The organism is Metabacillus sp. 84 (assembly GCF_050107715.1).
GTDB lineage: Bacteria > Bacillota > Bacilli > Bacillales > Bacillaceae > Metabacillus_B.
This window is the reverse complement of record NZ_JBNILN010000004.1, coordinates 114,779-128,514: the sequence shown is the minus strand read 5'-3', so window position 1 is coordinate 128,514 and position 13,736 is coordinate 114,779. Positions and strand designations below refer to the sequence as shown.

Genomic DNA, 13,736 nt, shown 5'->3' with positions numbered 1-13,736 from the left:
AAGATCATCCGAAACCCAGGTACGCTCCGTCTATAAGAGCGATCCTGGGTTTTTTTCTTTATAGGCTAGAAAGACGGAACCAGGGCCGTACAGCCTGAAGAACCAGCAGGAGCGAACTTAGCTGGAGGATGAAACCGCATCACGCATGATTGAACCTCCAAGTCCGGCCCCATATAGTCTGCTGGTTTTCTTCTTGTATTTTTTTGAAGCCTTACTGTATAATGAGGCTAAGTGACGTGGAACGGGCGAGCAAAACAGGGAGGATTTTTACATTGAATTTGAAACAGACAGAAGCTATTAAAGTGATCGCCTTAGGCGGAGTCGGGGAGATCGGCAAAAATATGTTTGTCATCGAAGTGGATGCAGACTTGTTTATTGTTGATGCCGGACTCATGCATCCTGAGGGGGAGATGCTTGGAATTGATGTCGTCATTCCGGACATTTCCTATTTGATCGAAAACCGCAGCCGTGTGAAAGCCATGTTTTTAACCCATGGCCACGAAGAGAATATTGGCGGTGTCTTTTATGTGATGCAAAAATTATCCATCCCCGTATATGGAACAAAACTTACCCTGGCCCTTGTTGTGGAAAAACTTAAAGAGTATGGAATGAAGAATCAGTCTTTGCTCAAAGAAATTGATTCTGAATCCAAAATTGAATTTGACTCTGCTGCCGTCACCTTTTTTCGAACAAACCACAGCATACCAGACTCGGTAGGGGTTGCCGTCCATACTTCGATGGGATCCATTGTACATACCGGTGATTTTAAATTCGATCAGACTCCGACAAGCAACCATGTGACAGACATCGGAAAAATGGCCCAGCTCGGTGAAAATGGAGTTCTCTGCCTCCTGTCAGACAGCACAAATGCTGAAAAGCCTGGCTACAGTGCGTCTGAATCGGTTGTCGGAAGCGAAATCGCCACTGCCATGTATAATGCAGAGGGCAGGGTCATTATCGCAGTCTTTGCAAACAACTACAGCAGAATCCAGCATGTGATTGATGCAGCCATTGAGAATGGCCGCAAGCTCGCGATTGTCGGCAAAAATATGCTGAACGTGCTGCAGACCGCTATCAGACTTGGCTATATCCACGTTCAGGATGATCTGATTATTCCCTTGCAGGAACTCGACAAGCATCCTGACCAAAAGATTGCCATCCTTACAACAGGAACCAATGGAGAACCGCTTGGAGCATTGAACAGAATGGCAAGACATTCCCATAAACAGCTGAATGTTACTGATGGCGACACTGTTATGATTGCTGCCACTCCACTGCCCGGCCATGAGCTGGAGTTTTCCAAAACGATTGATCTTCTGTACCGCGCCGGTGCAAATGTTGTATTTGGGCAAAAACAAGTTCATGTGTCAGGTCACGGAAATCAGGAAGAATTGAAGCTGATGTTGAATTTAATGAAGCCTAAATATTTCATTCCGGTTAATGGGGAGTATAAAATGCAGGTTGCCCACGGGAAGCTTGCTCACCAGGTAGGAATCAGCAAAGATCATGTCCTTTTGATTGAAAAAGGGGATGTTGTTCATTTCAAAGGTGACCAGGTCCGAACTGGCTCCAAAGTTTCATCAGGCAACGTGTTAATTGACGGACTTGGTGTAGGAGATGTAGGCAATATCGTTCTTCGCGACCGCCGGCTTCTGTCCCAGGATGGAATCCTGATTGTAGTCGTTACGCTGGATAAAGGGAAAAAACGACTCGTATCGGGACCAGAAATCATCTCAAGAGGATTTGTGTACGTCCGGGAATCTGAAGAGCTGCTTGACAAATCCGCACTGATTGTAAAAGAAATAGCCGAAAAATGCATGAGAGATTCATTAATTGAATGGTCCTCATTAAAGCTTAATATCCGTGAGGCACTGAACCAGTATTTATATGAACGGACAAAGCGCCGTCCTATGATTTTGCCGATTATCATGGAAGTATGAAAAGAAAACCAGCTCCGTAAAAAAGGAGCTGGTTTTTTAATTTATATAAACCTAGGCTTGATTCCTGGTGGTGTTATGTTCAGCGGTGGTTTTCTGTAAGAAAAGCCAGGTGAGGGGCGCGTATCGACGGCTGTTAAATAAGGCGTCCATACCAGTTGGATGTCCGTCAAGCAGTTAAGGCGGGCAAAACGAGGTTTGTCAGACAAAGATGTCAGACAAGACGGCCAGAGCGAGGTTTGTCAGACAAAAATGTCAGACAAAACGACCGAAACGAGGTTTGTCAGACAAAGATGTCAGACAAGACGCGAAAACGAGGGATGTCAGACAAAGATGTCAGACAAGACGGCCAAAATGAGGTTTGTCAGACAAAAATGTCAGACAAGACGGCCAAAGTGAGGTTTGTCAGACAAACCGGACAAACCTCCCTCTACCCATTCCTCCAAAGAAAAAAACCGGCCGTAAACAGAGTAACCTCCCACATCCGCATAAAAAAGGATTGTAAACGAAAATTCAGAGAACGCTGGAAAATTTTTCAGATTAAGCTTATTATAAATTTATAACCAGGGGGGATTATATTGGCGAAAAAATCAGCAGCACTATTACTATCTTTTATTTTGATCGTATCTATTTTAGAAATGAGCATCCCTTTTAACCCATTATTTGATTCTGAAGCTAAAGCAGAAACAAACTACCAAACTACCGGGAATGTGAATGTCCGTTCAGGCCCGGGAACTCATTATTCTAAGATCGGTGTGCTCAGCAAAGGGTCCGCTTTAAATGGGGTATCCAAAACAGAAAGTGGCTGGTATAAAATCAAGTTTGGTAACCAGACCGGATATGTGAGCGGCGCTTATGTAGCCAGCATGTCCAGCAAAGATGTTTACATAACCACTTCATTTGTCAATATCCGTTCCGCAGCAAAACGGGATAGCCAAAAGCTTGGTTCCGTCGATGCGGGGTATGTACTGGCAGATGCAGCTAAGGAGGACAGCGGCTGGTACTCAATCAGCTACAAAGGAGAGTCGGCATATGTAAGCAGTACCTATGTAACCTCCATTTCATCCGGCAAGATTAATCAGACCTCCGCATACGTCAACATCCGCTCAAGCCCCAGCCGGAATAGTCAAAAGCTCGGTTCCGCTGATGCAGGATATGTTCTGGCGAATGCATCCAAGGCGGGCAGCGGCTGGTATAAAATCACCTATAAAGGAAGGACGGCATATGTAAGCAGTGCTTATGTAACCTCCATTTCAGCAGAACAGATTTATCAAGCCTCTGCATACGTTAACATCCGTTCAAGCTCTAGTCGGAACAGTAAGAAGCTTGGTTCTGTGGATGAAGGGTATATGCTGGCGGTCGTATCAAAAATTAACAGCAGCTGGTACAAAATCAACTACAAAGGAAAGACGGGCTATGTAAGCAGCAGCTTTGCTGTCCTTCCCGGCACACGTGCCAGACTGGATGTAGAGAAGCTTAGCGGGCTCGGCAGTTCTGAACAGGTTATCCTGGTTACAAATAAAACAGCAGGTTCACGGAATGCATCCATCCAAGTCTTCGAAAAAGGGAACGGAGCATGGAAGCGGATCTATTCTATTAACGGGGTTGTAGGAAAAAATGGAATGGGCGCTAAGCAGGAAGGGGATGGAAAGACCCCTTCAGGGAAATATACACTTGGTTTTGCTTTCTACCGAGGGACTATGCCTCAGACAAATCTTCTTAAAAAACGCATTGCTCCAGATTCTGTATGGGTAGACGACAGCCGGAGCACGTTTTATAATACGTGGCAGTCTTCTAAAACAAAGGGGAAATGGGCCAGTGCAGAAAGAATGGACATTCCTCAATACGACAGGGGCTTTGTTATCAACTACAATCCAGAAAGAATTCCTTATAAAGGATCGGCCATCTTTTTTCATATAGCAGGAAGTTCTGGCTATACAGCCGGCTGTGTGGCAGCTTCAAGAGCGGACACGGAAAAAATAATGAAATGGGTAAATCCGGAAAAGAAACCTGTTATCATTATGACCCCTGAAGCTGAGCTGTCAAAATATTAACATGAAACTCCCTTCTCTTTTTCCTGAGAAGGGAGTTTTGCTATGCGAGGTGTTAAGCGTTTCAAATCTTCTCCTCCCTGTATGAAAAACCTGTCGTTTTTGCATAATAATAGCATATGACTGAAAGGCAGGAGATGGATATGGGATACAAAGAGCAGGAGGAACTGAAAAGTTCAAGCGGATCCGGAGAACAGGAAAAACAGGATGAGAAACAAGACGAAAAGCAAGGATCTCTAGCAGAAAAAATTCAGCAGCTGGGACAAACCAACATCCCCCAGATGTCCCACGAAACAAATATTCATTGTCTCACCATTGTCGGCCAGATTGAAGGGCATATTCAGCTTCCGCCCCAAAATAAAACGACCAAGTATGAGCATGTCATTCCGCAGATTGTCGCCATTGAACAAAACCCTAAAATTGAGGGGCTGCTTGTCATCTTGAATACAGTCGGCGGAGACGTTGAGGCTGGGCTTGCCATAGCAGAGATGTTAAGTTCTCTCTCCAAGCCGACCGTTTCAATTGTCCTCGGAGGCGGACATTCAATCGGTGTTCCGATAGCCGTCTCCTGTACCCATTCCTATATAGCCGAAACTGCTACCATGACGATCCATCCGGTAAGACTCACCGGACTGGTAATCGGGGTACCGCAGACGTTTGAGTATTTGGATAAAATGCAGGACCGGGTTGTAAACTTTGTGACGAAGCACTCGGGGATTACAGAAGAAAAATTCAAAGAGCTGATGTTCTCAAAAGGAAATCTCACAAGAGACATCGGAACGAACGTAGTTGGAACCGATGCGGTGGAGTACGGGCTGATTGATGATGTTGGCGGAGTGGGAGCTGCTATAAAAAAGCTTAACGAGCTGATTGCGAAAAATAAAGACAGCGATGACCAGGAGCAGGTCCTGCAATGATCCTCTATACAATGATGCCTCAGGAGCTGATTTTTCCAACCGATAACAGGGAACCGGCAGCAGAGAAAATGGCTATCGTCAATGGAGTGGAAATGATCGTCCGCCCTTGTGCGGATGCCTCATATGAAGTCGTAAGGCTCCTAAGCAGCAACCCGAATCATTATTTGCAATCCGAGTGTATGCCCGGTCAAAAAATCAAGTCAAGTCTTGTGGTATTTTAGTCAGGAACCCGTACATTTATGGTATACTTAACCTGTGGAAACGAGCAGCCTTTTGCAATGGCTGCTTTCTTCATTTATGCAGGCGAGGTCAGCTTTTGCGGGACCGGGGCATGCGAATTTTATGATTGATGACAGGTGATCATATGGCAAAAAAGAAAACAAGACAAAAGAAAAAAGCTTCCTCCAAACCGGTTTTTAAATATGAGCTGATTGGATTGGGCTTGACTGCTGCAGCGGTTATTGCCATGGCAAAGCTTGGCGCAGCTGGTTCAAGTATCGTTCAGTTTTTCCGCTTTTTTGCTGGCGAGTGGTATATTCTCTCGCTGCTCGCGCTAGCAGCAGCTGGAATTTACGTGTTCTGGTACAAAAAAAGGCCGCCTTATTCTTCAAGGAGGATGATCGGAGCCTATTTAATTACAGCAGCCGTTCTTCTGCTGACTCATGTTGGGCTGTTTGAAAATGTGCTTGCCAGAGGTGAGGCAGGATCCTCCAGTGTGATTCGCAATACATGGGAATTATATATGATGGAAATAAAAGGCGAAACAGCTTCCCGGGACCTGGGGGGAGGAATGATTGGAGCCCTTTTATTCGCAGCCTCTTATTTCCTCTTTGCTGCGGCTGGATCAAAGCTTATCGCAGCAGGGATGATTGTAGCCGGCATCCTGCTTATTACCGATAAATCTCTGCAGGAGACGCTATTTAAGATTTTCGGACCGGTATTTTCCTTTTTCAAAAGACAATTTTCAGCATTTTTACATGATATGAAACAGCTGCCGGGATCCTTTAAAAAGAAAAAAAGAAAGAGCTCATCTGCTCAAGGACAAAGAAAGACTCAAAGGTCCCGCGATGAGCAAAAAGATATGGAAGCCACGAAGCCTTATGAAGGGGATCAGGACTTTCATGAAAATGCGGAGCCGATCATTTCAAGCTTTGCGGACAGGGTAGAGGCCGTGCAGCCGCCGCAGGAGCCGGAAACCGAAAAGGCTGTTCAAAAAAACAGTGCTCCTGAGGATGAACCTGACCTTGCTCCTCCTATTCAGATCCGGTTTACGGAAGTCGAGAACAAAGACTATAAGCTTCCGCCGGTTTCCCTTCTTAATCAGCCAAAGCATAATGGCCAGCAGACGGATAAGAAAAATATTTATGAAAATGCCAGAAAGCTTGAACGCACGTTTCAAAGCTTTGGCGTAAAGGCCAAAGTGACTCAAGTACACCTTGGACCGGCGGTAACGAAATATGAGGTTTATCCGGACACGGGCGTGAAAGTAAGCCGGATTGTTAACCTTAGCGACGATCTGGCCCTGGCGTTAGCCGCTAAAGATATCCGGATCGAAGCACCGATTCCCGGAAAATCTGCGATTGGCATTGAAGTTCCGAATTCAGAGGTGGCTATGGTCTCACTGCGGGAGGTCATCGAACATAATGGGAAGGACCGCCCGGATGCAAAGCTTCTCATCGGCTTGGGACGTGACATTTCTGGTGAAGCAGTTCTCGCCGAGATGAACAAAATGCCTCATTTACTCGTAGCCGGCGCGACAGGAAGCGGAAAAAGCGTATGCATCAACGGGATCATCACGAGCATTCTGATGCGGGCGAAGCCACATGAAGTAAAGATGATGATGATCGATCCTAAAATGGTCGAACTAAACGTTTACAATGGAATTCCCCATCTCCTGGCACCGGTTGTGACGGATCCGAAAAAAGCCTCTCAGGCGCTGAAAAAAGTGGTCAATGAGATGGAGAGAAGGTATGAGCTATTTTCTCATACTGGTACGAGAAATATTGAAGGCTATAATGACAATATTAGAAGAGTAAACGCCGAGGATGGAGAAAAACAGCCGGAGCTTCCTTATATCGTTGTCATTGTAGATGAGCTTGCAGACTTAATGATGGTTGCCTCCTCTGATGTGGAAGACTCCATAACCCGGCTGTCGCAGATGGCAAGGGCTGCAGGGATTCACTTGATCATTGCAACGCAGCGCCCATCTGTGGATGTCATTACAGGAGTCATAAAGGCAAATATTCCTTCAAGGATCGCCTTTAGTGTATCCTCCATGACAGACTCCAGAACCATCCTCGACATGGGGGGAGCTGAAAAGCTTCTGGGAAGAGGGGACATGCTGTTTCTGCCTACTGGAGCATCTAAACCAGTTCGTGTCCAGGGAGCCTTCTTGTCCGATGACGAAGTGGAAGAGGTCGTGGATTTCGTAATTTCTCAACAGAAAGCCCAATATCAGGAGAATATGATTCCCTCTGAAACGGCTGAAACAGCAGGAGAAGTAAATGATGATTTGTATGAGGAAGCCGTCCAGCTTGTGATCGATATGCAGACAGCATCCGTTTCTATGATCCAAAGAAGGTTCCGTGTGGGGTACACAAGAGCCGCAAGACTGATTGATGCAATGGAAGAACGCGGTGTAGTAGGACCTTATGAGGGGAGCAAACCGCGTGAAGTATTGATGAGTAAGACACAATATGATGAAATGAGCTCGTAAACAGAAGGGGAAACCCTTCTGTTTCTTAGTATACAGGTTTACATAATATTATTATAAGAAATGTTAAGGCTGAGTAAATAGTATTACGGGAATTCGACAAAATTATTAAAATTTTTATTTATTTCTTAATGAAAACATGATATATTATGTTCGATTAGTAAAGGTTAAACATCAGATGTCTGATCTTTAAAAAACGGGGGCTTGTAATGGGCATTAAATCAGACAATCGGCACCTGTATCTGCAGGTTATAGATCGAATCAAAGAAGATATAAAAAAAGGCTCCTACAAAGAAAAAGAGAAGCTTCCTTCTGAGTTCGACCTGGCAAAAAGCCTAGGTGTGAGCAGGGCTACACTCAGGGAGGCACTCCGGATACTGGAAGAAGAAAACGTCATCATCAGACGTCACGGCGTCGGCACATTTGTTAACACGATTCCTCTGTTCAGTTCAGGAATTGAGCAGCTTAACAGTGTGACTGACATGATTCGCCAAGGCGGAAGAACCGCCGGTACCATTTTTCTGTCTTCAGCGATGACCGGGTCGACAGAGGAAGACGCTGAACGGTTTGGCATAACAGAAAATGACGAAATATTTCAAATCGAAAGAGTGCGGACGGCAAATGGCGAGCCGGTGGTTTATTGCCTTGATAAAATCCCGGGTGAACTGCTGCCAAAAGATAGGATGGCTGGAAATGAATCTCTCTTTGATCTTCTTGAATCCGAGACGAACAGGGTGATTGGGCATGCCATAACAGCGATAGAGCCGATCGGCTACCATGAGAAAATTTCACCGCTGTTACACTGCGAGCCTGAAACGGCCCTGCTTTTGCTCAAGCAGCTGCACTTTGATATGGAGGACAGGCCGGCATTGTACTCCCTGAATTATTTCCGGGCGGATATGTTCTCATTCCATGTTGTGAGAAAAAGATATTAGCAGAGTTCTTTTTTAGGAGGTGATGAAGGACAAGCTCTGCACATTGTATTCATAGTTTCATACTATTCTAATCATTACGGGGGGAAATAGAAATGAAAAAATGGGGTTTAGCACTATCAGCTGTTCTGGCTGCCGGTACCATCCTTGGAGCATGCGGAAACAAGTCAGCTGAAACAGGCGGAAAAGCAAGCGATTTCACTGTAGCTATGGTTACCGATGTCGGGGGAGTGGATGATAAATCGTTCAACCAATCCGCATGGGAAGGAATTAAGGCGTTCGGGGAAGAAAATGACATGCAAAAAGGGAACAAAGGCTACAATTACCTTCAGTCTAAAAACGACGGAGACTATGTAACCAACCTGAATACCCTTGTCAGACAAAAGTATGACTTGATTTATGGGATTGGATACAAGCTTCAGCCGGCTATTGAAGAAATTGCTGATCAGCAAAAGGAATCTAAATTTGCGATCGTTGATAGTGTAGTAGAAAAAGACAATGTTGCAAGCATCGTGTTTAAAGAACATGAAGGGTCCTTCCTCGTTGGGGTTGTAGCAGGCTTGACTACGAAGACAAATAAAGTAGGTTTTGTCGGAGGCATGGAAGGCGAACTGATCGGCAAGTTTGAAGCCGGTTTTGTTGAGGGGGTTAAAGCAGTAAACCCTGAGGCTGAAGTGGATGTACAGTATGCAGGAGCATTCGATAAAGCAGATAAAGGAAAAGCAATCGCTTCTTCCATGTACGGTTCCGGAGCGGATATTATCTACCATGCAGCCGGTGCAACAGGAAACGGAGTTTTTTCTGAAGCAATTGACCTTAAGAAAAAAGATCCGTCCCGGGAGCTTTATGTAATTGGTGTTGATAAGGACCAAAGTGAAGAGGGCAAAGGAACAGACAAAGACGGGAAAGAATTCAACATTACGTTAACTTCAATGGTTAAGCGTGTAGATGTTGCGGTTAAAGATCTTGCGGATAAAGCCAAAAACGACGAATTCCCTGGCGGAGAAGTGATCAGCTACGGTTTGGACCAAGATGCCATCAGTGTAGCTAAAGGGGACAATATCTCCGAAGAAGCGATGAAGCAAGCGGAAGAGTATAAGGAAAAAATCAGCAAGGGCGAAATCGAAGTTCCGACTTCACCAACAAAATAAACAGCAAGAACACTTATAGAAAAAGGCTGGATCTCCTTCTGGCCTTTTTTATAACACCCCGGCTTATATAATGGGCAAGATCTGCATCCGGCAGAGTTCCGCCAAACCAAATGCTATTCCTTGGCTTAAAGTCTACTACAGATGGCTGAATAGATTTTAAGGCGGTGAATCGCAATAGGATACATCCCCTATGAAAAAGGAGTGAAGCAACATGGATTATGTAATCGAAATGCTCGGAATCCGAAAAGAATTTCCTGGAATCGTCGCAAACGACAACATCACTCTGCAAGTTGAAAAAGGCGAGATCCATGCCTTATTGGGAGAGAATGGAGCAGGTAAATCAACTCTGATGAACGTTCTGTTCGGATTGTATCAGCCTGAAAAGGGCGAAATTCGTGTTAAGGGAAAGAAAGTGAATATCACAAATCCTAATACCGCAAATGAGCTCGGAATAGGAATGGTACACCAACATTTCATGCTTGTCAACAATTTTACGGTAACAGAAAATATTATCTTAGGAAATGAACCTTCTAAAATGGGCAAAACCAATATGAAGGAAGCTGAGAAGCATGTCCGCGAAATTTCAGAGAGATACGGACTTGCTGTAGATCCGGCAGCAAAAATTGCTGACATCTCCGTAGGAATGCAGCAGAGGGTTGAGATCCTGAAAACCCTTTACCGTGGAGCAGAAATCCTGATATTTGACGAACCAACAGCAGTGCTCACACCTCAGGAGATCAAAGAGCTGATTTCTATCATGAAAGCCCTTATTAGCGAAGGGAAATCCATTATTCTCATCACCCATAAATTAAAAGAAATCATGGAAGTGTGCCATAAGGTTACCGTTATAAGAAAAGGCCAAGGAATTGGAACACTTTCTGTTACAGATACAAACCCAAATGAACTCGCGTCCCTTATGGTTGGCCGGGAAGTCGTGTTTACAACAGTAAAGACCCCCGCATCTCCAAAGGAAACGGTTTTACATGTCAAAGAACTTATTGTGAAAGACTCCCGTCAGGTTACCGCAATAGATTCGCTGTCTCTGGAGGTAAAAGCGGGTGAAATTGTCGGGATAGCAGGTGTTGACGGGAATGGCCAGAGCGAACTGATTGAAGCCCTTACCGGGTTAAGAAAAATTGATTCCGGTTCCATTCTGCTGAACGGCAAGAACATTGCCCGGCAAAATCCGAGAAAAATTGCTGAATCCGGTGTAGGACATATCCCTCAGGACAGGCATAAGCACGGACTCGTTCTTGATTTTGCCATTGGGGAAAATATGGTTCTTCAAACCTATTATCAAAAGCCATATTCCAAAACAGGAGTTCTGCAATACAAGGAAATTTATAATAAAGCGGAGCAATTGATTCAGGAGTTTGATGTCCGTACGCCGAGTTCCTCTACACCTGCCAGAGCCCTTTCCGGAGGCAATCAGCAAAAAGCGATCATTGGCCGCGAGGTGGATCGGGATCCGGATTTGCTGATCGCCGCTCAGCCTACAAGAGGACTGGATGTCGGGGCGATTGAATTTATTCATAAACGTCTGATCGAGCAGCGGGATAAAGGAAAAGCCATTTTGCTTGTATCCTTTGAATTAGAAGAAATTTTAAATGTAAGTGACCGGATTGCCGTCATTTATGAAGGGAAAATCGTAGCGATTGTGAATCCGAAAGAAACAACCGAGCAGGAGCTCGGGCTGTTGATGGCCGGCAGCAAGATTAAGGAAGAAGGTGCGGCAACATGAATATCAAACTCAGCCGGTATATAAATCTGCTTATTCCAGTTATTGCGGTCCTCCTTGGATTGCTGGTCGGAGCCATCGTTATGCTTGTTAGCGGCTATGATCCACTTTTGGGGTATGCTTCCCTATGGAATGGTGTATTTGGAGATCCTTACAACATCGGAGATACCATCCGGTTAATGACCCCATATATCCTGACTGGCCTTGCCGTTGCATTTGCCTTTAAGACCGGCTTATTCAATATCGGTGTGGAGGGCCAGGTCATCGTTGGATGGCTTGCAGCCGTATGGGTGGGGCTCGCCTTTGATTTGCCGAAGGTCATTCACCTCCCGCTGGCCGTCATTGCAGCCGCATTGGCAGGAGCTTTATGGGGGTTTATTCCTGGACTGCTAAAAGCGCGTTTCCGCGTTCATGAAGTAATCGTTACGATTATGATGAACTATATTGCTTTATATGTGACAAACGCCATCATTCAATCTGTATTAACAAAAGGCAGCGATACAACTGAGGAGGTTCCGGCTTCCGCAAGCCTCCGTTTAGCCGAGAATCTTGAAGCGCTTACTAATTACTCGCGGATGCATTACGGCATTCTGATTGCCCTGGCGGCTGCATTCATCATGTGGTTCCTGCTGGAAAAAACGACCAAAGGATATGAGCTTCGGGCAGTAGGCTTTAATCAGGATGCAGCACGCTATGCCGGTATGAGTGTGAACAAAAACATCATTCTATCCATGGTGATTTCCGGTGGTTTTGCAGGGCTTGCAGGAGCTATGGAAGGACTCGGAACCTTTGAATACGTTTCTGTGAAAAGCGGATTTACAGGGATCGGCTTTGATGGAATTGCTGTAGCACTCCTTGGAGGAAATACGGCGGTTGGAGTCATTTTTGCGGCATTTCTTTTTGGAGGATTAAAAGTCGGTGCGCTGAACATGCCGCTTGAGTCCGGAGTGCCGAATGAGCTTGTTGAGATTGTTATTGCACTGATTATTTTCTTTGTGGCATCAAGCTATTTCATCCGCTGGCTGCTGCTTCGGTTTAAAAAGGGGGAAAAATAAATGACTTTGCTTCAGGCACTTCAAATCATCATTCCTACCGCTTTGTTTGTAGCCGCTCCCCTTATACTTACAGCGCTAGGCGGAGTATTCAGTGAAAAATCCGGTGTCGTCAACATTGGTCTGGAAGGCCTAATGGTTATTGGGGCATTCACGGGGATCGTTTTTAATCTTTCGTTCGCTGAAAGCTTTGGCGCCCTTACACCGTGGCTTTCCCTGCTCGCCGCTATGGCGGCCAGTGCGGTTTTTGCAATGCTTCATGCAGCAGCAACGATAACATTCAGGGCTGATCAGGTCGTAAGCGGCGTCGCGATCAACTTTTTGGCATTAGGACTGACGCTGTTTCTTGTGAAATTGATGTATGATAAAGGGCAGACCGACCGGATTGACCGCAGCTTTGATATTATCGACATTCCCGTCCTCAGTCAGATCCCGGTCGTTGGACCGCTGTTTTTCAGCAATGGATACATTACCTCATATATAGCGATCCTGCTATCCGTGGCGGTCTGGTATGTCATATATAAAACACCTTTCGGCCTTAGATTGAGGGCGGTTGGCGAGCATCCAATGGCAGCGGATACGATGGGGATCAATGTAACAAAAATGAGGTACATCGGGGTTATTTTGTCAGGAGCACTCGCAGGAATCGGCGGCTCCATTTATGCTACGATTATTTCAAGAGATTTCAGCCATGCCACCATCAGCGGACAGGGATTTATGGCACTTGCAGCGATGATATTCGGCAAGTGGCATCCTCTGGGAGCGATGGGTGCTGCCCTGTTCTTCGGACTTGCTCAGGGAATCAGTATCGTTGGCGGCTCTATTCCGTTTCTTAAAGATATTCCTGCAGTTTACCTGCTCATCACCCCTTATGTTCTGACGATTTTTGCCCTTGCAGGGTTTATTGGACGCGCCGATGCTCCTAAAGCACTCGGAACGCCTTATATAAAAGGGAAAAGGTAAGCTTCCATTCCTTGATTATTCAGACTTCTGTCCCTAAAGCGGGCGGAAAATAAGAGGAACAAAGCAATCCCCTCCGAGTCCTGGGAAAAAGAAAAAGTGCTCAGAGCCATGCTCCGGGCACTTTTTGTCTGTAATTTTTCCCGATCCAAGCTATAAGATGAGCGTTCAGGGATAAGGGCCACTAGAAGCCGTTCTCCATCCTCCAGAAATAGTAAAGCATTTTTCCTGTAATGGCCGATCTATTCCTTATTCAGGCAAATGCGGCAGCTGGCTGATTTTCAG

At 45.5% G+C, this 13,736-nt stretch carries 10 protein-coding genes; all 10 read left to right on the top strand.

All coding sequences use genetic code 11. The annotated features are described in order from the left end of the window. Positions 1–272: 272 nt before the first annotated feature. Positions 273–1,940 carry a ribonuclease J gene (locus tag ACQCV8_RS09590; protein WP_426844394.1) on the top strand — a complete coding sequence of 556 codons (1,668 nt, stop codon included), beginning with the start codon at positions 273–275 and terminating at the stop codon, positions 1,938–1,940. A 575-nt stretch (positions 1,941–2,515) separates the two neighbouring features. Continuing rightward, complete coding sequence (locus ACQCV8_RS09585; RefSeq protein WP_426844392.1) at positions 2,516–3,991, top strand: SH3 domain-containing protein; 1,476 nt, start codon at positions 2,516–2,518, stop codon at positions 3,989–3,991. Between the two features lie 140 nt (positions 3,992–4,131). Next, positions 4,132–4,905 (top strand): ClpP family protease, encoded by a 774-nt coding sequence (locus ACQCV8_RS09580; RefSeq protein WP_426844391.1) that lies wholly within the window; start codon positions 4,132–4,134, stop codon positions 4,903–4,905. Beyond that, positions 4,902–5,126 (top strand): YlzJ-like family protein, encoded by a 225-nt coding sequence (locus ACQCV8_RS09575; RefSeq protein ID WP_426844390.1) that lies wholly within the window; start codon positions 4,902–4,904, stop codon positions 5,124–5,126. Before ACQCV8_RS09580 ends, ACQCV8_RS09575 begins: the two co-directional genes overlap by 4 nt. A gap of 143 nt (positions 5,127–5,269) precedes the next feature. Beyond that, entirely contained in the window at positions 5,270–7,621 is a 2,352-nt protein-coding gene (locus tag ACQCV8_RS09570) for a DNA translocase FtsK (RefSeq protein ID WP_426844389.1), read from the top strand. 206 nt (positions 7,622–7,827) lie between these two features. Continuing rightward, on the top strand, positions 7,828–8,553 hold the full coding sequence (locus ACQCV8_RS09565; RefSeq protein WP_426844388.1) for a GntR family transcriptional regulator: 726 nt from the start codon (positions 7,828–7,830) through the stop codon (positions 8,551–8,553). A 92-nt stretch (positions 8,554–8,645) separates the two neighbouring features. Then, on the top strand, positions 8,646–9,701 hold the full coding sequence (locus tag ACQCV8_RS09560) for a BMP family lipoprotein (protein ID WP_426844387.1): 1,056 nt from the start codon (positions 8,646–8,648) through the stop codon (positions 9,699–9,701). A gap of 211 nt (positions 9,702–9,912) precedes the next feature. Further along, positions 9,913–11,442, top strand: coding sequence for an ABC transporter ATP-binding protein (locus ACQCV8_RS09555; protein WP_426844386.1), 1,530 nt, complete (start codon positions 9,913–9,915; stop codon positions 11,440–11,442). Further along, a complete protein-coding gene (locus ACQCV8_RS09550; RefSeq protein ID WP_426844385.1) occupies positions 11,439–12,494 on the top strand; it encodes an ABC transporter permease in 1,056 nt (351 codons plus the stop codon). Before ACQCV8_RS09555 ends, ACQCV8_RS09550 begins: the two co-directional genes overlap by 4 nt. Further along, positions 12,495–13,454 (top strand): ABC transporter permease, encoded by a 960-nt coding sequence (locus tag ACQCV8_RS09545; RefSeq protein ID WP_426844384.1) that lies wholly within the window; start codon positions 12,495–12,497, stop codon positions 13,452–13,454. Positions 13,455–13,736: the final 282 nt, after the last annotated feature.

Excerpts from the sequence above, each read along its gene's own strand:
- ACQCV8_RS09560 (WP_426844387.1), top strand. The coding sequence starts at position 8,646 with ATGAAAAAATGGGGTTTAGCACTATCAGCTGTTCTGGCTGCCGGTACC.
- ACQCV8_RS09550 (WP_426844385.1), top strand. The coding sequence starts at position 11,439 with ATGAATATCAAACTCAGCCGGTATATAAATCTGCTTATTCCAGTTATT.
- ACQCV8_RS09575 (WP_426844390.1), top strand. The coding sequence starts at position 4,902 with ATGATCCTCTATACAATGATGCCTCAGGAGCTGATTTTTCCAACCGAT.
- ACQCV8_RS09580 (WP_426844391.1), top strand. The coding sequence starts at position 4,132 with ATGGGATACAAAGAGCAGGAGGAACTGAAAAGTTCAAGCGGATCCGGA.
- ACQCV8_RS09565 (WP_426844388.1), top strand. The coding sequence starts at position 7,828 with ATGGGCATTAAATCAGACAATCGGCACCTGTATCTGCAGGTTATAGAT.
- ACQCV8_RS09570 (WP_426844389.1), top strand. The coding sequence starts at position 5,270 with ATGGCAAAAAAGAAAACAAGACAAAAGAAAAAAGCTTCCTCCAAACCG.
- ACQCV8_RS09555 (WP_426844386.1), top strand. The coding sequence starts at position 9,913 with ATGGATTATGTAATCGAAATGCTCGGAATCCGAAAAGAATTTCCTGGA.
- ACQCV8_RS09545 (WP_426844384.1), top strand. The coding sequence starts at position 12,495 with ATGACTTTGCTTCAGGCACTTCAAATCATCATTCCTACCGCTTTGTTT.